Source organism: Paenibacillus sp. (assembly GCF_031177825.1).
Taxonomy (GTDB): Bacteria; Bacillota; Bacilli; order Paenibacillales; family YIM-B00363; genus Paenibacillus_AE.
Genome location: NZ_JAPSKE010000001.1, coordinates 314,906 through 334,537 on the forward strand (window position 1 = coordinate 314,906; position 19,632 = coordinate 334,537).

Annotated in this window: 18 protein-coding genes, 1 pseudogene and 1 riboswitch; of the genes and pseudogenes, 7 read left to right on the forward strand and 12 right to left on the reverse strand. The window is 61.1% G+C overall.

Going from position 1 to position 19,632, the window contains the following annotated elements; translation table 11 throughout:
• Positions 1–88: 88 nt before the first annotated feature.
• From RIN49_RS01400 to RIN49_RS01415, 4 genes are all read right to left on the reverse strand, one after another.
• Positions 89–1,126, reverse strand: coding sequence for an HD-GYP domain-containing protein (locus tag RIN49_RS01400; RefSeq protein WP_309118370.1), 1,038 nt, complete (start codon positions 1,124–1,126; stop codon positions 89–91).
• Between the two features lie 119 nt (positions 1,127–1,245).
• Positions 1,246–1,968: a response regulator gene (locus RIN49_RS01405; protein ID WP_309118371.1), complete on the reverse strand. Its 723-nt coding sequence runs from the start codon at positions 1,966–1,968 to the stop codon at positions 1,246–1,248.
• Between the two features lie 301 nt (positions 1,969–2,269).
• Positions 2,270–3,478, reverse strand: a complete 1,209-nt coding sequence (locus tag RIN49_RS01410) for a DUF445 domain-containing protein (protein ID WP_483874273.1) — start codon at positions 3,476–3,478, stop codon at positions 2,270–2,272.
• Positions 3,479–3,575: 97 nt separating this feature from the next.
• A complete protein-coding gene (locus RIN49_RS01415; RefSeq protein WP_309118373.1) occupies positions 3,576–4,535 on the reverse strand; it encodes a phosphotransferase in 960 nt (319 codons plus the stop codon).
• Between the two features lie 101 nt (positions 4,536–4,636).
• On the opposite strand from RIN49_RS01415, the gene RIN49_RS01420 reads away from it, so the two are divergent.
• Together RIN49_RS01420 and RIN49_RS01425 are read left to right on the forward strand one after the other, a co-directional pair.
• On the forward strand, positions 4,637–5,959 hold the full coding sequence (locus RIN49_RS01420; RefSeq protein WP_309118374.1) for a TrkH family potassium uptake protein: 1,323 nt from the start codon (positions 4,637–4,639) through the stop codon (positions 5,957–5,959).
• A 22-nt stretch (positions 5,960–5,981) separates the two neighbouring features.
• On the forward strand, positions 5,982–6,650 hold the full coding sequence (locus RIN49_RS01425) for a potassium channel family protein (protein WP_309118375.1): 669 nt from the start codon (positions 5,982–5,984) through the stop codon (positions 6,648–6,650).
• Here the strand turns inward: RIN49_RS01425 and RIN49_RS01430 are convergent.
• The 3 genes from RIN49_RS01430 to helD form a co-directional block, all read right to left on the reverse strand.
• Positions 6,647–7,036 carry a hypothetical protein gene (locus tag RIN49_RS01430; protein WP_309118376.1) on the reverse strand — a complete coding sequence of 130 codons (390 nt, stop codon included), beginning with the start codon at positions 7,034–7,036 and terminating at the stop codon, positions 6,647–6,649. The two genes, RIN49_RS01425 and RIN49_RS01430, sit on opposite strands and share 4 nt — an antisense overlap.
• Before the next feature lie 98 nt (positions 7,037–7,134).
• Positions 7,135–7,398 carry a hypothetical protein gene (locus RIN49_RS01435; protein ID WP_309118377.1) on the reverse strand — a complete coding sequence of 88 codons (264 nt, stop codon included), beginning with the start codon at positions 7,396–7,398 and terminating at the stop codon, positions 7,135–7,137.
• Positions 7,399–7,482: 84 nt separating this feature from the next.
• Complete coding sequence (gene helD / locus RIN49_RS01440; protein WP_309118378.1) at positions 7,483–9,759, reverse strand: RNA polymerase recycling motor HelD; 2,277 nt, start codon at positions 9,757–9,759, stop codon at positions 7,483–7,485.
• A gap of 121 nt (positions 9,760–9,880) precedes the next feature.
• On the opposite strand from helD, the gene RIN49_RS01445 reads away from it, so the two are divergent.
• Both RIN49_RS01445 and RIN49_RS01450 read left to right on the forward strand, forming a co-directional pair.
• Entirely contained in the window at positions 9,881–10,015 is a 135-nt protein-coding gene (locus RIN49_RS01445; protein ID WP_309118509.1) for a hypothetical protein, read from the forward strand.
• Positions 9,994–10,266: pseudogene (locus RIN49_RS01450) on the forward strand (calcium/proton exchanger); the annotation flags it as partial. The gene RIN49_RS01445 and the pseudogene RIN49_RS01450, both read left to right, overlap by 22 nt.
• A 31-nt stretch (positions 10,267–10,297) precedes the next feature.
• On the opposite strand, the gene RIN49_RS01455 reads toward RIN49_RS01450, so the two are convergent.
• A complete protein-coding gene (locus tag RIN49_RS01455) occupies positions 10,298–10,846 on the reverse strand; it encodes a mismatch-specific DNA-glycosylase (protein ID WP_309118379.1) in 549 nt (182 codons plus the stop codon).
• A 111-nt stretch (positions 10,847–10,957) separates the two neighbouring features.
• A riboswitch (glycine riboswitch) is annotated at positions 10,958–11,075 on the forward strand.
• A gap of 210 nt (positions 11,076–11,285) precedes the next feature.
• On the opposite strand from RIN49_RS01455, the gene gcvT reads away from it, so the two are divergent.
• From gcvT to gcvPB, 3 genes are read left to right on the forward strand one after another with little or no spacing between them, the layout of a single operon-like run.
• Positions 11,286–12,428 (forward strand): glycine cleavage system aminomethyltransferase GcvT, encoded by a 1,143-nt coding sequence (gene gcvT / locus RIN49_RS01460; protein ID WP_309118380.1) that lies wholly within the window; start codon positions 11,286–11,288, stop codon positions 12,426–12,428.
• 23 nt (positions 12,429–12,451) lie between these two features.
• Complete coding sequence (gcvPA, locus tag RIN49_RS01465; protein WP_309118381.1) at positions 12,452–13,828, forward strand: aminomethyl-transferring glycine dehydrogenase subunit GcvPA; 1,377 nt, start codon at positions 12,452–12,454, stop codon at positions 13,826–13,828.
• Positions 13,825–15,288, forward strand: a complete 1,464-nt coding sequence (gene gcvPB, locus RIN49_RS01470; protein WP_309118382.1) for an aminomethyl-transferring glycine dehydrogenase subunit GcvPB — start codon at positions 13,825–13,827, stop codon at positions 15,286–15,288. Before gcvPA ends, gcvPB begins: the two co-directional genes overlap by 4 nt.
• 54 nt (positions 15,289–15,342) lie before the next feature.
• On the opposite strand, the gene RIN49_RS01475 is transcribed toward gcvPB, so the two are convergent.
• The 4 genes from RIN49_RS01475 to ilvA form a co-directional block, all read right to left on the reverse strand.
• Positions 15,343–15,711 carry a GIY-YIG nuclease family protein gene (locus RIN49_RS01475; RefSeq protein WP_309118383.1) on the reverse strand — a complete coding sequence of 123 codons (369 nt, stop codon included), beginning with the start codon at positions 15,709–15,711 and terminating at the stop codon, positions 15,343–15,345.
• Entirely contained in the window at positions 15,704–16,501 is a 798-nt protein-coding gene (locus RIN49_RS01480; protein WP_309118384.1) for a DUF2087 domain-containing protein, read from the reverse strand. The genes RIN49_RS01475 and RIN49_RS01480 overlap by 8 nt, the downstream gene beginning before the upstream one ends.
• Positions 16,502–16,891: 390 nt before the next feature.
• The gene (locus RIN49_RS01485) at positions 16,892–18,289 is read right to left on the reverse strand and encodes an ABC transporter substrate-binding protein (protein ID WP_309118385.1); all 1,398 of its coding nucleotides are present in this window, start codon (positions 18,287–18,289) and stop codon (positions 16,892–16,894) included.
• 66 nt (positions 18,290–18,355) lie between these two features.
• A complete protein-coding gene (gene ilvA, locus RIN49_RS01490) occupies positions 18,356–19,609 on the reverse strand; it encodes a threonine ammonia-lyase IlvA (RefSeq protein ID WP_309118386.1) in 1,254 nt (417 codons plus the stop codon).
• Positions 19,610–19,632 lie beyond the last annotated feature (23 nt).

Sequence of the window (19,632 nt, forward strand, 5' to 3'; positions counted from 1 at the left end):
GGTAGCGGCATACGCCCCGGCGTCATTGATATAAACAGATACTCTCTATTGTATAACACAGATTGCCCTGATCCTATCGAACTTCGCGCTACCCGACCAGTCGTTCGATATAGATTTGAGAATGCTGGCGCAGATCGTAAAACTGATTGTCGACCTGCACGAGCGGATGAATCGGATCGTCGGGGAACACAAGCACGATGTTCCCCGTCGCTTGGTTCGACAGCAGCACCTCGCTGCCGATCGACATCTCCATCATCCGGTGTACGAATAGATTGCAGATAAACGGGTCCATCTTTCCGAATGCATCTTCTTTCATCTGCAGCAGCACTTTGTAAAACGGGATTTCGCCGCGATATACTCGGTTGGAGGTCATGGCGTGGAAGACGTCCGCCACCGCGACGATCTTGCTGTTGTAGGACATCTTGTCTCCCGAGATGCCGAACGGGTACCCTCTGCCGTCCATGCGCTCGTGATGCTGCAGCGCGACGAGGGGCACCTCGGGCGGCAAATCGTTCCTTCCCGACAAGATTTCGTGCCCGTACGTCGTATGCCGCTTCATGAGGGCGTATTCTTCGTCGGTGAATTTGCCGGGTTTATTCAAAATATCGTCTTCGATTTTCACCTTGCCGATATCGTGCAGCGCGGCGGCCAACGTAAGCGTCTGCAGCTTGTCCGAATCGAGTCCAAGCCACTTGCCGATCATCGTCGAGATGACCGCGACGCCGATGTTATGCCGGAACGTGTAATCGTCTTTGGCCTGCAGGCCCGAGAGCAGTCCGAACAACGTCGGGAATTCGATCGCTTCTTGGATCGTCGGTATCAAATTCGTCTTCATCTCGCTGACGGACGGCCCTTCGCCGGCGCGGAAGCGGACGAACACGTCTTTCATCTCTTCCGTCGCGTGCGACACGACGACGTCGTTCGTATTCTCAGCGAGCTTCGGCGTCGGAGCGCCTCCGGCGACGTCCGGCGGCGCCTTCAAATGATGCGGGAGAATGGTGATGCCGTGTTTCTTGATCAGCTCGATGTGGGTTTCGCTAAGCTGCGTATTCGCAGGGATGACAAGCAAACCTTGTTCGTTAAAGACGTCGTTCTTCACCACGTAGCCGATCAAGCTCGCAAGCATCTCCCGGCCCCCCTCGCTGCTGCGTTGTAATATAATGTAATAACGTCAACTAATTAAAATCATGCATTAACGTCATATGTATATTACCAAACAAACAATTTTTTCCATAGTGACTACTGTCACAATATGGTTGCCCTTTCGTGCGAGGCGCGATCGGCGGACGTCTCTTCTCTCCCCTGGAAACCGGAATCTCGCAGGAAGATGACCGCCTTGGCCCGGTCGCGAACGCCGATCTTCTCGTAGACGCTGCTCACGTAGTTGCGCACCGTCCCGTCGCTGTACATGAGCGCTTCCGCGATCTGCCGGTTGTTCAATCCCTTGGCCATCAACAGCGAAATCTCGTATTCCTTCTCCGTCAGCCGAAACCGCTCCAACAGCGACTGGACGTGACGCGTCCCGTATCTTTCCCCCGTCAGGATGCGGAACAGCTTGTTCGACAGCTTGGCCGCGAGCCGTTCCGGCAAGAACATCTGCCCCTTCAGGACGAGGCGGATTTGCATCAGCAAGTCGTCCCACTGGATGTCTTTTAATAGAAAGCCGTTCGCTCCCGCCGCGATCGATTGCAGCAAGTCGTCTTCTTCGATGTCGTTCGCGAACAGAATCACCTTCGTCTCGGGTCTCCGCTCCTTGATCCAAGACGTCAGATCGATGCCGCCGTCGCCGTGCAAGGACGTGTCGACGATGACGGCCGCCGGTCGAAGCGTGAGCACCGCTTCGCGCAAATCTTCCTCGTTGTCGGCGGTGGCGCACACCTTCAGGTCGGGCTCTAAATCTATGATTTTACGAATTCCTTCGCGAAGCAGCGTCTGCTGCTCGGCTATCGCGATCCTTTTGGTTTCCATGGGTACCATGCGTTCCTCCGTTACGTCGCCGCAAGCCGCCATTCTTTGGAATGTTCGGCCTCCCCGTGCGGCGCACTTCTAACTTCTTCCAATCATTATATATAAGATTGTAAACTTTTGGGGAATCTTTTGAAACGCGTTAATTTTTTATGTAATTTTACTTTGGAAGTGCAACCTTTTTCGAAGTTGGTTAAAATCACCTATTTCTTCAAAAATAGAGACATATGTTCCTACTAAAATAAAGAAAAAGCCGGCTCGTCGTACGATTCGACGGTGCCGGCTTCCTTATTCTCGTCGGCGTTTAACCGCCGACGGCGAACCATTGCACGAGTCCGAGCACAAGACCGATCGCGAAGCCGCAGACGGCGCCGTTGACCCGGATCCATTGAAGGTCCTTGCCCACGTGTTCTTCCATCATCGCGATCAGCGTGTCGTCGTCCAGCTTGTCCGCGTTCTCCTTGACCAGTTGGCCGATGACGCCGTGATTTTTCTCGACGAACGCCGCGGCCTGGTGCTGAATCCAACCGTCGGCGCGCGCGATCCAATCCGTCTCTTCCAGCCGAGCCAGCGCTTCCCGCGCGTAAGGCGCGACTTTCTCTCGGCAGAACGCCGGATCGGACAATCGGCGCTCCGCAGCGTTCAGCACGCTTCCGACGAGCTCGGCGATCGTTCCGTCCCACTCCCCGCCTTCCGCGATGCGCGCCTTCAGCCGCTCCGCCTCTTCCAGCACGCGCTCGTTGTCGGTGAGCCCCCTCATCGCGCCGCGAAGCGCGTCCAAGGCGGACTCCCGATACGGGTTGCCCGATCTTCTCATATCGTACAAGAAGGAAACGAGGAAATCTTGCAGCATGCCGCCCAGCTTGTCCTCGTTCATAAACCCGGCGAAGGCGTTGACGGCGAAGCCCATGAAGCCCCCGAGCTGCATCTGTTCGATGGAGCGGAGCGCCATCGCGCCCATCCGCCGCCGCATCTCTTCGCCGATGGCGAACCGCTCGCCGAGCGACAGCGCGTAATCGAGCAGCGGCTCCTCGTAACCGCGGTCCGCGGCGGCGCTTCCGATGCGTTCGAGCATCGCGCGCGCGTCCATCCCCCGCACGGCGTCCCGAAGGGCGCCGGCCAGCGCTTCCGCGACCCGCTCCCTCGGCAGCGCGCGGATCGCGCCGCCGAGCAGCTTGGCCGCGCGTTCGCCGATATCGTCCGCTTCCAGCTCCCGTTTCGCCCGATCGGCGAGCCGGTGCGCGATGCGCGCCTCCTTCATCTTCTCGAGGATGCTCTGTTTATGTAACAAGTTCGTCTGGATCGCGTTCACGAGCGCGTTCGTCACCTTGCCGCGATTTTTCGGGAGCAGGGCCGTGTGCGGAATCGGAATGCCCAGCGGATGGCGAAACAGCGCCGTCACCGCGAACCAATCCGCGAGCCCGCCGACGAGTCCCGCTTCGAACCCGCTCTGCAGCACGAAGCCGTAGGGCAGATGCGCGATCGGGAACGCCGCCGCGAAGCCCGCGCCCATAATGCCTAACGAGATGGCCGCCGTATGTTTCGCGTTTTTCTTCAAGCCGTCTTCCCCCTGTGATTCGAATCGATAGTCGCCTTGTCAGCAGTATACACTAGCGCCGCGTCCGATTCCAAAACGTCTCGATCCTCGCGAGCCGACGCTCCGACGCTTCGCGCAGCCGCTCCGGACCGATGTCGCCCCGACGAAACAACGCCACGTCCCATGCGAGCGTCATGATGGAATTGTCGACCATCATGAGGTCGAAGTCGGCCATGACGTCGTCGTATTCGCCGGGCAAGCCGTTCGCCAGGAGCCGGGTCGCGTGCGACGCCGCGACGCCCGACAACATCTCGTCGTCCGGCTCCTCCTGCACGAGGATGGCGATGTCGCGCATCGGCGCGGCCACGTTCGTCCATTCCCAGTCGATCAACGTCACGCGATCGCCGAGCCGCAGCGCGTTGCCCCAGTGCGGGTCGCCGTGCGTAAATACGACCGGACCGCGCATGACCGACGCGGAGTACCGGGCGTAGAAGTCGCTCGCGATGCGCGATAACGCCGCCCATTCGCCGCGATCGAGCACGCTCTCCGCCTGCATCAGCAGCGCGTCCGCCCATTCCCGGCTGTAGGCGTACGGCGCCGCCTTGCCTTCGCTCGCCCATCGCTCCGCCGCCGCCGCCGTGCGAAGGTGAAGCTCGGCGAGCCGTTCCGAGACGAGCTCGTACGCCTCCAGCCGTTCCGCCGCGGGAACCGTCCCGGCCCGATCCGGAGGCAGAATCGGCTCTCCCGCGTACCGCATCGCGATCGCCTTCGGCGACGACTCGAACCGAACGATCCCTTCCGGCAGCCAAGGCGCCAATTCCGCGCCGAGCTTGCCGACGACGTCGAATTCGCCGTTGCGCTCCGGCGGAGGCAGCTTATATATGTAGCGTTGAGAGTCGCTTCCCGCCGCGGCGGTCCAGACGTCGTACAACGTCGCGGCGAAGAGGCCTTCCCGCCGCTCGATGCGGTACGCGTCCAAGCCGATGGCGCGGAACCGCTCCCGCAGCAGCGCCTCGTCGTGATTCGCTGTCAACTTGTTCCCCTCTTTCCCCGTTCGTCCATATCGATTATAATGCTTGACGACGATTATGGTAAAATAAGCGTGATCCGCTCGACGTCGGAAAGGAATCCTTAATGAAAAAAATCTCGTTTACGAAATCGCCGTTCAAAAAAATAACGATCGGGTACCTTGCGATCTCGCTCGCGTTCGCTTTCCTGTATTGGCTCCCCCCGTTCCGGTACGGCGAGCTGTCGTTCCTGGACGCATGGTTCATCTCGTCCAGCGCCCTCAGCACGACCGGCCTCAGCACGATCGTCGTAGCCGACGTCTTGACGCCGACCGCCCAATGGTTGATGATACTGGAGATGCAGATCGGCGGCATCGGATTTATGGGCATCATCGGATCTTACTTATTCCTGATGTACCGGGACGCGACGCTGCCGCAGCTGACGCTGATGGGCTTCGATCAGAACCAGCGCAGCCTGCGCAACGTGAAGAGCCTCATCCTCTTCATCGCCATGTTTTCGGCCCTTTCCGAATTTATAGGCTTCCTGTTTCTAATGCCCGACGTGCTTCGGGCGGAGCCGCATGTCGGAACGGCGATCCGGGACGCGGCGTTCCATGCGGTCTCCGCGTTCACCAATACCGGATTAGACGTATTCGGGGGTACGATCGAGCCGTTCAATCGTTCGCCGGTGTTCATGGTCGTCACCGCGCTGCTCGTATTCCTCGGGGTCCTCGGCTTCCCTACCGTCTGGGAGCTGATCTATCTCCGCGGGAAAAAGAAAAGCTTATACACGAAGGTGAATTTGCTGTTCCACGCCGTGCTGCTCGTCGTCGGCGCCGTGCTGATCACGGCGCTCGAATGGGGAAACCGAGGCACCGTCGGCGACATGCCGTACGGGCTGCGGGCGTTGAACACGTTGTTCCTGTCCGTGGTCTCCCGAAGCGGCGGCCTCGGCAACGTCGATCTCGGCGCGGCGATGCCGGCGACCGTCTTGCTGCTGATGGTGCTCATGTTCATCGGCGGCTCCGCGAGCAGCACCGCCGGCGGCATCCGGATCACGACGTTCGCGATTCTTCTCGCGAAGGCGCGGAGCGCGATCACGCGGAACAGCGACGTCATCCTGTTCCGCAAGTCGCTATACGAAGAAGACGTACAGAAGGCGTACCTCATCTTTTTCTTCGTCTTGATCTTCTTCTTCTTGTCCTGCTTCGTCCTATTCGTCAGCGAAAGCGACACGGATACGCTCGCCATCGTGTTCGAAGCGATGTCGGCCATCACGAACAACGGCTTTTCGCACGGGGTGACCGGCGGTCTGTCGCCGTTCGGCAAGCTGTGGCTCATCCTGATGATGATGGTCGGCCGCATCGGCATCATCTCGATCATCTACAGTATCGTGAAACCTAAGAAGTCAGCGGTTAAATATATTAAAGAATCGATTATCGTCGGGTAAGAAACCGGGAGGAACGGAAACCATGCGAAGGAAGTATTTAGTCATCGGACTCGGACGCTTCGGCAGCGCCGTAATGAAAGAACTGCACCAAGCGGGGCACCACGTCGTAGGCTGCGACAAGAACGAGGCGCTGCTCGAGGCCGTAGAGGCGTACGCCGAGTATGTCGTCCAAGGCAACGCGACGGACGACGCGGTGTTGGACGAGTTGAACGTCGAGGTGTTTCATTCGATCGTGGTCGCCATGGCGACCGAATTCGAAGCGTCGCTCGTCATCGTGGCGAAGCTGAAGAAGCGGGGCTGCAAGCATGTCGTCGTGAAGTCGAACGACCACTTCCGCGGGGAAATCTTATCGGAGATCGTCGGCGCGGACAGCGTCGTCTATCCCGAAGAAGAGTCGGGACGCCGCACCGCAAGGCAGCTCTCGATGCCGGGGCTGATGGAATATATTCAATTATCCCCGTATTGCAGCGGCATCGAATTAAAGGCCCCGGCGTCATTCCTGCACCGGAGCCTCATGGATTTGGATTTGCGCAAGAAGTTCGGCGTTACCGTCCTTCTGATCAATCGAGAACATATGCAAAAGCCGATCGTCTCCCCCGCCCCGTCGGAGACGTTCCAACCGGGCGATACGCTCTTCGTCGTCGGGGAACCGAGGGACGTCGACCGTTTCCAAGAACACTATACGAGCTAGAACGCGTTCAGCTGTCCGTACATCGCGACGGCGCGGAGCAAATCCGGAGCCATCGGCAAAATGAATTCGGTCGCGCCAAGCGTGTAGATGCCGCTGCGGGAATGCATGACGGCTTCCCTCGCATAGATGCGATAGTGATCCTTGCCGATCGCCAGACCGCTTAATTCATACGTCGGAATGCCTTTCCACCCGCGCCGCGCGCCGGGCGATCCCGCTTCTTCGAACGGCGTGATCGTGACGATCGCGTCCAGTCGAATCACATAATTGACATGAGGCTTCTGATACACTAATTCCTTCGTGGAGACGGTGATTCCGAAGTCTCTTTTCTTATGCGACAGTTTTAATTCGCCTTCGAGCGACTTGATTTGCATGAACCCGTAATCCATCGCCGGACCCCTCCTTGCCGGAAAGCGGAATAAAAAAAAAGCCGCCTCATGTTTTGTCGAGTGTATCACAAAACAAGAGTCGGCTCCATAGAAGGAAGTTATTCCCAAGAATCGATCTGAGCGACGAACGTCTCGCACGAGACGAACGGTCGACGCTGGCTGTCCGGGACGAGTTCGTTGTATCGTTCGATCTTCCGGTTCACGTCGTCGAGCGAATCGGAAAGCCCGCCGGTCACGCCCAACTCGGTCAACTTTCTCAATTGCACGAGCCGAGTATGTACGTCCTGCTTCAGCATCGCCCGTTCCTCGATCGCCGCTTCTTCTAACGCCACATCCACCACCGTCGGTTCCGCCAAGCTCACCACGACGCCCTCCCCGTTTGTTAAGGCTCTTTACAATCCATTATAAATTGTCGAAGCGTCAGGGAGTGTGTCGAAATCGTGAACTTATCTTGAACTCGCGTACAATCGTTCCGGAACGACGCGGAGGAACGGCGAAGGTTCGCCTCTAGCGAGGACGACGAGCCGATGCAGCGCGCGAGTGCATACTGTGTACAGCAGCTTCCGCTCGCTCTCCCGGGCATACGCGTCCGCTCCGGCGTCCCAAACGACGACCGCGTCGAATTCGAGCCCTTTGGCGAGGTACGACGGCAGCACGACGATCCCGGACGGGAACGTCTTCGTCTCCTTCGTCAGACGGGACGCCGAGACGCCTTGCGCGGCGAGCAGCCGATGCGCGTCCTCGGCCGCCGCGGCCGTCTTCGCCACGACGGCGACCGAACCGCTGCCTTCGGCGAGGAGCTTCCGAATCCGTTCGGCCGCGAGATTCCCGAAGTCCGACGCCTCCGCCGCTTCGGGAACGACCGTTACGTCCGGCGGCGGACCGTCGCGTTCGAACGGCTCGTTCTCCGCGGCGTCCGGAAGCATCGCCGAAGCGAACGCGACGATCTGCCGCGTGGACCGATAGCTCTTCTTCAGCCGAATCTCCACGGTTTCCTCCGCCGGGAACGCCTTGGCCGACGCCATATGGCCGCCCTCGAGCTCCACGCCGTGGATCGCCTGATTCGCGTCGCCGACGGCCGTCACCCCCGCGTTCGGGAACAGCCGGCGCAAATACGCCCACTGCAGCGGCGTGTAATCTTGCGCTTCGTCCACGACGACGTGCCGGACCCGGTTCATGCGCGAGGCGCCGTGCAGCGCTTCGAGCAAATACAGCATCGGCACGGCATCCTCGTACGGCAACGCGGCGGAGACGTCCAGCCGATCGTTCGTATCCCGGGCGATCGCGTCCCACTCCGCCTCCGCGACGGGGAACGAAGCGCCGCCGGCGTCGATGTCCGCGAGCAGCCGCCGATACGTGCCGACGACGTCGAGGAACGCGTACGCCGCGACTTGCTCGCGGAGCGGCGCATACGCCTTCTTCGCCTTGGCGAGTCCGAGGCGCTTAAGCTCCTGCTCCGTGCCGAGATAGTTCGGCTCCTTCAACCACTTGCGGTACAAGGCTACCGCGCGCTTGCGCTCCAGCTCCGTCAGCCGCTCGAGCAGTCGTTCCTTCATCGATTCCAGCCGGTGCGGCGGGCGCTGCTTCGCGAACTCGACGTAGAACATCGCTTCGAGCTCGGCGGCGTCGAACACGACCTTGTCCTTCCGCGTTAACGAGCGGAAGACGACGCCCCGCTCCGCCAGCGTCTTCGCGTACGCGTCGATCCGCTCCGCGAACGCGAGCGACGCCTTGACGCGGATGCCCTCCCGGCGCGGATCGTCCGCCTCCGGCGAAGACAACAAGTACTCCAACTGATCGTACGGATGCTCCACGTCGCCGACGTGGCGAAGCCGGCGCCAGACGTAATCGTAAAACGTCGTCTGCGGAATCGCGTCTTCCCCGAGCTCGGGCAGGACGTTAGAGACGTAATCGTTAAACACGTCGTTCGGCGAAAACAACACGACCTGCTCCGGCTCCCAATAATTCCGGTACTTGTATAATAGATAGGCGACCCGCTGCAGCGCGGCCGACGTCTTCCCGCTGCCGGCGGCGCCTTGAACGAACACGAATCGATGATCCGTCTCCCGGATGATTCGATTTTGCTCGCGCTGGATCGTCGTGACGATCGACTTCATCTTATCGTCGGCGCCTTGACCGAGCATCCGCTGCAGCATTTCGTCGCCGATCGTGACGCCGGTATCGAACGCGGCGAGCAGCTTGCCGCCGCGGATGACGAACTGGCGCTTTAGCGTCATCTCGCCGGTCACCTTCCCATCCGGCGCCTCGTACGACGCCGGTCCCGGCCCATAATCGTAGTACATGCCCGCTACCGGCGCGCGCCAGTCGTACACGATGACCTCGTGCGTCTCCTCGTCGGCGATGGACATCGTGCCGAGATAGATCGGCTCGTCCGTTCCGCTCCCCGTCTCGCGGAAATCGAACCGGGCGAAATACGGATTCGACAGCAGCCGCTGCAGATGTTCGGCTCGGCCTTGAGCGAGCCGGTAGCTCGTCGCGTGCTGAGACAGCTCCTGCGCCTGCTGGGTCAGCTGCACCGCCGCTTCGAACCAATCGTCCGTATCGTAAACGAGGTCTTCCCACAGCTCGCGCTTGCCGCCGACGAGCTGCTCTTTGCGGCCGCCGGCCGTCAATCCGGCCTCCTCGATCTCTTGCTCGACCCGCTCCAACACAGCCTCGAGCCTTCGCTCCTCGCGCCTTAGTTCTTCTTCCGGCAAACTCATGACGTATGTTCCCCCCATGCGTAAAACCTGTTTTCTTCTTGAAAGTTATATTATTCCATAGATGTGGCGAAACCATTATCATATAGTCCGACTTTACTGCGGGAGCGAGGTTTCGCCTACGATGGGCAATCGTTTGTTCTTCGTTTTATTGGCCGCCGGCCTTCCGTTATCGATCGCCGGCAGCCTGCTCCATTGGGAGCCGACGATGCTGTTCGTCATCTACTGCGTCACCATTTTGCGTTCAAGTACAAGATGAACGTCGCGGTGGAGATCGCCGTCGGTTCGACGCTGCAGGTCGCCATGTTCGTCGCGCCGGTGCTCGTATTCGTGTCGTTGGTTTTCGAGACGCCGATGCCGCTCGTCTTCTCCTTGCCGGAACTTATCGCGATGGCGACCGCCGTGCTGCTGACGATCAGCATTACGAACGACGGCGACACGAACTGGTTCGAAGGCTTGACGCTGTTAGGCGCCTACCTCATCATGGGGATCGGCTTCTACTTGTTATAACTTTGGAAAATGGAGAGCTCGGTCTCGTTCCCTACGAACGGCGGCCGAGCTCTTCTCGCCTCCAGCGGGCGAGCTCCGCGTAGACGTCGACCATCTCCTCGAGCCTCATCCGAACGAGACCGCTCGACGACGGCCCGACGAACTCGCGCACCCCCGGCACCTGCTCCGAGGCTTCCGGCTGAAAGCCCCACCCCGACGTCTTCCGTCCGGAAAATTGCTCGTATACGCCTTTGCCCACGAAACAAGCGGCCCTCGGGCGGTACAACTTCAATTTTTGTAGCAACTCCCGCCGTCCCGCCGCATATTCTTCTTTCGTAATCTCTTCCGCCGTCCGCGTGGGGCGCGGCACGATGTTCGTGAAGCCGTAGCCGAGCTCCAGCATCGCCTCCCCTTCGTGGGAGGCGTACAATCTCGGCGTGAGGCCGGCGCCGTGGATCATTTTCCAAAATCGATTGCTCGGGTTGGCGTAATGGTGGCCCGTTCGGCTCGAGCGGATACTGGGGTTGTAGCCGACGAACAAGACGTCGAGCCCCGGCGCGAGATGGTCCGGAATCGGTTGCAGTCGTTCTTCTTCGCGCATTGGCGGTCACCTTCCTGGGCATTGGTGGATATACTTAGTGTAGAGTCGCTCGCGCGGCGGCGCAAGCGCGCAAGTCGCTAAACGGGTCGACACGCAACGGCATAACAGCGAATGAGGGTACAGGGAGAGATCGACGCTCGCCGTCGCGCTAAGCGGGGCGGGCGGAGGCGCCGAAGGAGTAACCCCGGATTCGGGAGAATCTCTCAGGCAAAAGGACCTGTGCCGGACGCGACTCTGGAGAGCATTCGGCGGCGGCGGGATCTCCTCGCGGCGCGGGCCGAATCACCCAAGGGGAAACTTGCGCGGTCCTACCGAGACCGGGCGGGGCAACTCTCAGGTACAAGGGACAGAGCTAAGGATTGTATTGAGATCGTATTCAATACGCTTTAGCTGTGTCCTTTTCTGTTTTCCCCCAAACGAAGCGGAGGTGTTGTCCGACATGGCGGAACCGTTGAAGCGAACGCCCCTCTATCCCCTCTATGCGCCGCTCGGCGCGAAGACGATCGATTTCGGCGGCTGGGAGCTGCCGGTGCAATTCGAAGGCATTCTGAAGGAGCATGAAGCGGTGCGGCACCGGGCGGGCTTGTTCGACGTCTCGCACATGGGCGAATTGCTGGTGACGGGCGCCGAAGCGGTTGCGTTCCTGCAGCGGCTCGTCGCGAACGACGTCGCGAAGCTTTCCGCCGGCGCGGCGATGTATACGCCGATGTGTTACCCGGACGGCGGCACGGTCGACGACCTGCTCGTCTACCGGCTCGGCGAAGATCGGTTCCTGCTCGTCGTGAACGCGTCGAACGTCGAGACGGATCTGGCGTGGATGTTGAGGCACGCTTCGGGCGACGTCACGATTCGGGACGTCTCCGCGGAGACGGCGCTGCTCGCGGTGCAAGGCCCCGCGGCCGTCGATGTCGTGCGCGACGCCTCTTGCGGAGGCGACGGCGTCGACGGGTTCGACCCCGCCGCGCTGCGACCGTTCCGCTTCGCGGAAGGCGTGCGCGTCGGCGGCGTCCCGGCGCTCGTCTCGCGCACCGGCTACACCGGCGAGGACGGCTTCGAGCTGTACGTCGACGCCTCGCGCGCGCCGGACGTCTGGCGCGCGCTGTTCGCCGCAGGCGCGCCGCACGGACTTGCGCCGGTCGGCCTCGGGGCGCGCGATACGCTGCGCTTCGAGGCGCGGCTGCCGTTGTACGGTCAGGAGCTGTCGCCCTCGATCACGCCGCTCGAAGCCGGACTCGGCGCGTTCGTGAAGCTGGAGAAGGGCGACTTCATCGGCCGGGACGCACTCGCCGCGCAGAAGGCGTCGGGCCCGGCTCGGCGACTGGTCGGGCTCGAGATGATCGACCGCGGCATACCGCGGACGCATTACGCGGTGTTCGCCGCGGACGGCGCGCGGGTCGGCGAGGTGACGACCGGCACGCAGTCGCCCACGCTGCGACGCAATCTGGGCCTCGCGCTCGTGGACGCCGCGTACGCCGCGGAGGGAACGGAGCTGTACGTCGACGTGCGAGGCAAGCGGCTGAAGGCGAAGGTCGTCTCGACGCCGTTTTATCGACGGGCGGATCGCGCGCGCAAGCCGTTATAAGGATAGAGAGGAGCTCGATGCAGATGCGGAATCATCGATATTTGCCGGCGACGGCGGACGATGAACGGGCGATGCTCGAAGCGATCGGGGTCGACTCGATCGAAGCGCTGTTCGCGGACGTCCCGGCGTCGGTCCGCTTCCGGGGGCGGCTCGACGTCTCGGAGGCGCTCGGCGAAGGGGCGCTGCTGCGGCATATGAAGTCGCTGGCCGCGCGCAACGCGGATTTGGAATCGTACGTCAGCTTTCTCGGCGCCGGCGTATACGACCACCACCTCCCCGTCGTCATTCAGCATATCGCGTCAAGGTCGGAGTTTTATACGGCGTATACGCCGTATCAGCCGGAGATTTCGCAGGGCGAGCTGCAGGCCATCTTCGAATTCCAGTCGTATATCTGCGAGCTGACCGGCCTCTCCGTCGCCAATGCGAGCATGTACGACGGCGCGACCGCCTTCGCCGAGGCGGGGGCGCTTGCGGCGGGCGCCGCGAAGCGGAAGCGCCTCGCCGTGTCCGCCGCTGTGCATCCCGAGGCGAGGCAGGTGCTGGCGACGACGGCGCGCGGCCTCGGGCTCGAGCTTGCGGTCGTCCCCGTCGACGCTAGCGGCGCGACGGACGCGACCGCCTTGGCCGCGGCGTTGGGGGCAGGCGGCGGCGGCGCATTCGCCGCCGTGATGATTCAGTCCCCCAACTTCTATGGAGGCATCGAGGATACGGCGGCGCTCGCCGCCGCCGCGCACGCCGCTGGCGCGCTGCTCGTCGTCAGCGCCAATCCGTTGTCGCTCGGCGCGCTGCAGCCGCCGGGCAAGCGCGGCGCGGACATCGTCGTCGGCGACGCGCAGCCGCTCGGGATCGCGCCGTCGCTCGGCGGACCGACGTGCGGCTTCTTCGCCGTCTCCGAAGCGCTGATGCGGCGCATTCCCGGCCGCGTCGTCGGGCAGACGGTCGACAGGGACGGCAAGCGCGGCTTCGTGCTCACGCTGCAGGCGCGCGAGCAGCATATCCGGCGCGAGAAAGCGACGTCGAACATTTGCTCCAACCAAGCGTTGCTCGCGCTGTGCGCTTCCGTGTATTTGTCGGTCATGGGGAAGCAAGGCATGCGCGACGTGGCCGAGCTCAACGTCCGGAAGGCGCATTATGCGGCCGCGCGGCTGGCGTCCGTTCCCGGTGTGACGCGCCCCTTCTCCGCTCCGTTCTTCAACGAGTTCGTCATTCGGCTGCCCGACGGCGGGCCGACCGTGCGCGAAGCGAACGAACGGCTGCTCGCGGAAGGCTTCCTCGGCGGGTACGATCTCGGCCGGGACGATCCGGCGCTCGCCGGTTGCATGCTCGTCGCCGTGACGGAACAGCGAACGAAAGAGGAGATCGACGCATTCGCGTCGGCATTGGAGGCGATCTTGGGATGACAGACATGCCGCTCATTTTCGAACGCAGCGCACCGGGACGCGTCGCCTACTCGCTCCCCGCCTGCGACGTGCCGGAGACGCCGCTCGACGAGTGGATCCCGGCCTCTCTGCTTCGGCCCGAGCCGCCGGCGCTGCCGGAGGTGTACGAGGTCGACGTTATCCGTCATTATACGGCGTTGTCGCGGCGGAACTTCGGCGTCGACAACGGCTTTTATCCCCTAGGCTCCTGTACGATGAAATACAATCCGAAACTGAACGAAGACGTCGCGCGGTATCCCGGCTTCGCTCGCATCCATCCGTACCAGCCGGAATCGTCGATGCAAGGCGCGCTCGAGCTGCTCTACGCGCTGCAGCGAGACCTCGCGGCGGTGACCGGCATGGACCGGGTGACGCTGCAGCCGGCGGCCGGCGCGCACGGGGAGTTCACCGGCCTCATGCTCATCCGGGCGTACCACGAAAGCCGCGGCGAGACGCGCACGAAAGTGATCGTACCGGACTCGTCCCACGGCACGAACCCGGCAAGTGCAACGGCGGCCGGCTACGAGACGGTGACGATCCCGTCGAACGATCGGGGCCTCGTCGATCTCGACGCGCTGCGAGCGGCGGTCGGCGACGACACGGCGGCGCTCATGCTGACGAACCCGAATACGCTCGGCTTGTTCGAGGAGCATATCGAAGAGATCGCATCGATCGTGCATGACGCCGGCGGGCTGTTGTATTACGACGGCGCGAATTCGAACGCCATCCTCGGCATCGCGCGCCCCGGCGACATGGGGTTCGACGTCGTGCACCTGAATCTGCATAAGACGATGAGCACGCCGCACGGGGGCGGCGGTCCCGGCGCAGGCCCGGTCGGGGTGAAGGCGCATCTCGCGCCGTTCCTCCCGACCCCGACGGTCGAGCGTCGCGAGGACGGAACGTATTATTTCGATTATTACCGCCCGGCCACGATCGGCCGCGTAAAGGCGTATTACGGGAACTTCGGCATCCTGGTCCGCGCGTACGCATATATTCGAACGTACGGTCCGGACGGCCTGCGCCGCGTCTCCGAGCTCGCCGTGTTGAACGCGAACTACTTGTTCCGCCGACTGGCGTCCGCATTCGACGTGCCGTTCGACCGGATCTGCAAGCACGAATTCGTATTGTCGGCGAAGTCGCTGAAGACGTCGACCGGCGTGCGAACGTTGGACGTCGCGAAGCGGTTGCTCGACTTCGGGTACCACCCGCCGACGATTTACTTCCCGATCAATATCGAGGAGTGCCTCATGATCGAGCCGACGGAAACCGAAAGCAAACAGACGCTCGACGCGTTCGCCGATACGCTGCTTCGGATCGTCGAGGAAGCGAAGTCGGATCCGGAACTCGTCAAGAACGCGCCGTATACGACGGACGTCAGACGGTTGGACGAAGCGACGGCGGCGCGGCGGCCGGTCCTCCACTGCGTCTGCGGCGTCCCGTAACGAAGGAGGGGCCGCCCTCGCGGACGTTGTCGACGTCTGCGGGGGCGGCCCCGATTAGGAATCGTTCGGCGGTTTGTTGTACCCTTTGTCTCCGTACGGCTGCAACCGTTCGAGCCATTCGAGCTCCATTCGTTCCAGCTCTTTCTTCAAATTGTACATGCCGTCCTCCGGCGGTTTAAACAACTCCAACACTTCGTAACGGAAAGCGTCCTCGCCATACTCGTTCCAATCGTTCTGCAACGCCTTGATCCAATTGGATCCCATCTTCAGCTGGAACAAAATTCGATTTTTCATCGCGTTCACGTCCGGCGTCGTTCCGACGAACGACTTGCCGCTCTCGACGTGCACGAGCCGAAACGCGCCGGCCGGCCTCTCCGAGAGCACGTATTCCGCGGCCAACGCCTTCTTCTTTTCCTTATCCATGCATCGCTTCTCCCTTCGCCCAATATTCGCTGCCGTCGTCCTTGCGATCCATGAAGCCGTACTCGATCATATATCGGCGCAGCGTCACATAGTCCGAGAACGCGTCTTTTAGCACCGCGTTCACTTCCTTCTCCGAATATATCCGATTGCGTTCGAACCGCGTCATCAGGTGACGCAGCACGGCGATCTTCCGCTTCTCCTTGGACGGGAACTCCTTGAGCGGTCCCTCGAGGCCGTACGGGAAGTACGTCTTCAGCACCTTCTCGTTCTCTTCCGCGGTCATGGCGTACCGTTCGTCGATCGTCGTCGCGGTCCGGTGAATCGGGACGAACTCCTCTTGATCGTTGTCGCCTGCGCTCGCGTTCGCCTTCGGCCGCTCGTCGAGCAGCGCCATCAACGCGAGGAATACCTTGGCTTGCTTCTCTTTCTCCCGAAGATGAAACCGATGATACCGCACCGTCGCCGGCTTGCTTCCCAGCGTCTTGGCCGTGTCCGCGTCGCTGCGCCCTTCGTAGAACAGCTGAAGCACTTCCCGCTGCACGTCCGTCAGACCGGTCCACTTCTTGTCGAGCGACAGTAAATACTCGAACATCGATTTATGCGCCGCCGCGATATGCCGCTTCATGTACGCTTCCGCGTCGTACCAGTGCTCGCCGATCGGGAATACCCGCCCGAATTCGGCGAACTCGCCGCACACGAGGCAGCGGTGACCGCCTTGTTCCGGGTACGTGCCGTATCCGCGCTTCAGCTCTTCAGGGCTTGCGTTCCAAAACTGCCGTTCCAAATCCACCTCTTTACACTCTCCCTACATGGTTTGTATCTGTTTGCCACCATACAAACAATATACACCGATGTTGGAACCGGGTCAACATTTCACCAACATATTTTCATTTTGTTTGTGAATCAAACCTTTCTAGCGACCAGATCCGCTAATAGAGTTCGGACTTCGTGAATTGGAGCGCCTCTCCTCAATTTTTAGGGCACTCCGCCCCGATAATTGAGGAACTGCTCCCCAATTGCATCCCTAACGTAAGTTCGTCTCGGTAAGCAGCCAACATATTGGGGCGCTACTCCTCGCAATTTTGGGCAAGTCGCTCTGAGGAATATTACGAAAATCCTCTTTTCCATGGTCAGCCATAGAAAAAAAAGACCGGAGCGCGTTGCGCGCCCCGGCCTCCAGTCATTCGGTTCCTTCTTCTTCGTTAGCGAACGCTGCATCCAACGCCGCTTGCCCTTCCGTCTCCATGAACGCGAGTGCCTCGTCGATCGTCGTTTCTTCTTTCGTCAGCGCCGTCCAATGCTTCTCCATCAACGGGTAGAACGCCGCGTCGAACCCCGAAGGAATCTTTTCGACCCCCGGAATCGTCTGCCTCTCCGAGCTCGGCGATAACGCATAGAACGCTTCAAGGCGTTTGCCCTCGTCGTTCCGGATATATTCCGTCCGGATCGGCAGTCCGCTCACGACCGGGAACCGGGACGTCGCTTTCGTAAACTCGTCGGAATGAACGAACTTGACGAACGCCCATGCCGCGTCTACGTTCGTCGAGCGGGCATGAATCGCGAAGATGTCGTTGAATTGGAACGACGACGTCTCGTTCGGCGCATCCGGGTTGATCGGTTCCGTCACGACGTCCCAATCGAGCTCGGCAGCTTCCTCCAACCGATTCATGCCTTCGGCCAACTCTTGCAAATAATACGAATAACTAAGCTTCATCGCGAGCCGTCCGGTCAAAAACAAATCCATGCGCAAGTGATCCTCGTACGTTTGGCCCATTTGCGGGTTGAACGGTTCCGGCGCGTACATCGCTTCCGAGGAGGTCAGACGCAGGGCCGTCTCCGCGACGCGTCTCCAGGCGTCGGTGTCGAGCGTGACCTTCTTCGCGTTCAAGTCGAGATACTGCAGCCCCTGCTCCCGGCCCAGCTGCAGAAATGCGCCGACGCCGGCGCCGCCGAACGCGTCCAAGCCGTACACCCGCTCGTCCGCTTCGCCGTCTGTCGGGAATAGCTCCGCTTTCGCGATCAACTCGTCCCAAGTCATGCCGTCGGTCGGCGGAGCGATGCCGTAACTTTCGAACATCGCCTTGTTGTAGAAAATCGCTTTGCTGGAGAAGCTCGGCGCAAGACCGTACAGCTTCCCGTTCCCGAGGGTCCGAAGCTTGTCCAACGCCGCCGGCAGCATCCCCTCGATCCAGCCTTCGTCTTGAGCGACCAACGTCTCGAGCTCGTACAGCATACCGTCTTGGAACAACGGATCGAAGAAATATTCGTTAATGAGCAGGACGTCCGGCTGCTCTTCTTCGATCAGCTTACGCATCGCGTCGATCGGGTTCGTATCGGGACTGTACATCCCTTGCGTCGAGACGACCTCGAGCTCGATATTCGGGTGCTGCATCATGAACAGGTTCCCGAACTGTTGATAGAACGCTCGCTCGTCCCAATACATCACTTTAATCGTTGCGCTCTCTTCTTCCGGATCGTCCGGCGCGCCTCCGAACGAACATGCGGCCAGCGCCGCCCCTAACGTCAGGATCAGCGCGATCGCCGTCCCGATTTTCCAAGTGAACCTTCCAAAAGTCAATTCGTTTCCCCTCCGTAGTCCGCCTATCTTTTCCAAAAATATAGACGTACGGAAAGCGGAAAAGGTTCACACCAATAACTGAAATAAATCCGGGTGATCCTTCAACGTTAGAAAGGAGATCCCCTTCTCCCGCATTCGGGACACGAGCGGCTCGTAGTCGCTCGGCGACTTCAGCTCGATGCCGACGAGTGCCGGGCCGTTCTCCTTGCTGCTCTTCTTCGTATACTCGAAGCGGGCGATATCGTCGTCCGGCCCGAGGACGCCATCCAGAAATTCTCGCAAAGCCCCGGCGCGCTGCGGGAAGTTAATGACGAAGTAGTGCTTCAACCCTTCGTACAACAGCGACCGCTCTTTAACCTCTTGCATGCGGTCGATGTCATTGTTTCCGCCGCTGATGACGCAGACGACCGTCTTGCCCTTCAGAGCGTCGCGGTACGCGTCCAACGCTGCGACCGGCAGCGCGCCCGCGGGCTCGACGACGATCGCATTCTCGTTGTACAGCTCCAGCATCGTCGTACATACCTTGCCCTCGGGCACGACGATCATGTCGTCAAGCAGCTCCCGGCAAATCGCGTACGTCAGCTCGCCCGCCCGCTTCACCGCGGCGCCGTCGACGAATCGGTCGATCTCCTCGAGCGAGACGATCTCGCCGCGGTCGAGCGCGGTCCGCATCGTCGGCGCGCCCGTCGCCTCGACGCCGATGAGGCGCGTCCCCGGGCTCAGCTTCTTCACGTACGACGCGACGCCGGCCGCGAGACCGCCGCCGCCGACGCCGACGAACACGTAGTCGATCGGCTCCTGCGAGGCGCCGACGATCTCCGCGCCTACCGTGCCTTGTCCGGCGATGATCGCCGGATGGTCGAACGGATGCACGAACGTCATGTCGCGCTCCTCGCCGTAGCGGACCGCCTCCGCCAGGGCATCGTCGAACGTATCGCCGACGAGCCGGATCGCGACCTGCTTCCCGCCGAATCGCTCGACCTGCGACACCTTCTGCTTCGGCGTCGTCGCCGGCATGAAGATCGCGCCGGGAATGCCGAGAGCGCTGCAGGAATAGGCGACGCCCTGCGCATGGTTGCCCGCGCTGGCGCAGACGACGCCGCGGCGCGCGACGTCCTCCGGCAAGCTTCGAATAAAGTTATAGGCTCCGCGAATTTTGAAGGAGCGCACGATTTGCAAATCTTCGCGTTTCAAATAGACGTTGCAGCCGTACCGCTGCGACAGCACCGCGTTGCGCTGCAACGGGGTTTCTACGATCTGTTCCTTCACCCGGGAATGGGCGATGAGAATATCTTCGATTCGGATAAGGGGAGCGTCCACTGCGGCATGACACCTTCTGTCTA

Excerpts from the sequence above, each read along its gene's own strand:
- RIN49_RS01400 (WP_309118370.1), bottom strand. The coding sequence starts at position 1,126 with ATGCTTGCGAGCTTGATCGGCTACGTGGTGAAGAACGACGTCTTTAAC.
- RIN49_RS01405 (WP_309118371.1), bottom strand. The coding sequence starts at position 1,968 with ATGGAAACCAAAAGGATCGCGATAGCCGAGCAGCAGACGCTGCTTCGC.
- RIN49_RS01410 (WP_483874273.1), bottom strand. The coding sequence starts at position 3,478 with ATGGGCGCGGGCTTCGCGGCGGCGTTCCCGATCGCGCATCTGCCCTAC.
- RIN49_RS01420 (WP_309118374.1), top strand. The coding sequence starts at position 4,637 with ATGAAAAAAATCTCGTTTACGAAATCGCCGTTCAAAAAAATAACGATC.
- RIN49_RS01425 (WP_309118375.1), top strand. The coding sequence starts at position 5,982 with ATGCGAAGGAAGTATTTAGTCATCGGACTCGGACGCTTCGGCAGCGCC.
- RIN49_RS01430 (WP_309118376.1), bottom strand. The coding sequence starts at position 7,036 with ATGGATTACGGGTTCATGCAAATCAAGTCGCTCGAAGGCGAATTAAAA.
- helD (WP_309118378.1), bottom strand. The coding sequence starts at position 9,759 with ATGAGTTTGCCGGAAGAAGAACTAAGGCGCGAGGAGCGAAGGCTCGAG.
- RIN49_RS01445 (WP_309118509.1), top strand. The coding sequence starts at position 9,881 with ATGGGCAATCGTTTGTTCTTCGTTTTATTGGCCGCCGGCCTTCCGTTA.
- RIN49_RS01455 (WP_309118379.1), bottom strand. The coding sequence starts at position 10,846 with ATGCGCGAAGAAGAACGACTGCAACCGATTCCGGACCATCTCGCGCCG.
- gcvT (WP_309118380.1), top strand. The coding sequence starts at position 11,286 with ATGGCGGAACCGTTGAAGCGAACGCCCCTCTATCCCCTCTATGCGCCG.
- gcvPA (WP_309118381.1), top strand. The coding sequence starts at position 12,452 with ATGCGGAATCATCGATATTTGCCGGCGACGGCGGACGATGAACGGGCG.
- gcvPB (WP_309118382.1), top strand. The coding sequence starts at position 13,825 with ATGACAGACATGCCGCTCATTTTCGAACGCAGCGCACCGGGACGCGTC.
- RIN49_RS01475 (WP_309118383.1), bottom strand. The coding sequence starts at position 15,711 with ATGGATAAGGAAAAGAAGAAGGCGTTGGCCGCGGAATACGTGCTCTCG.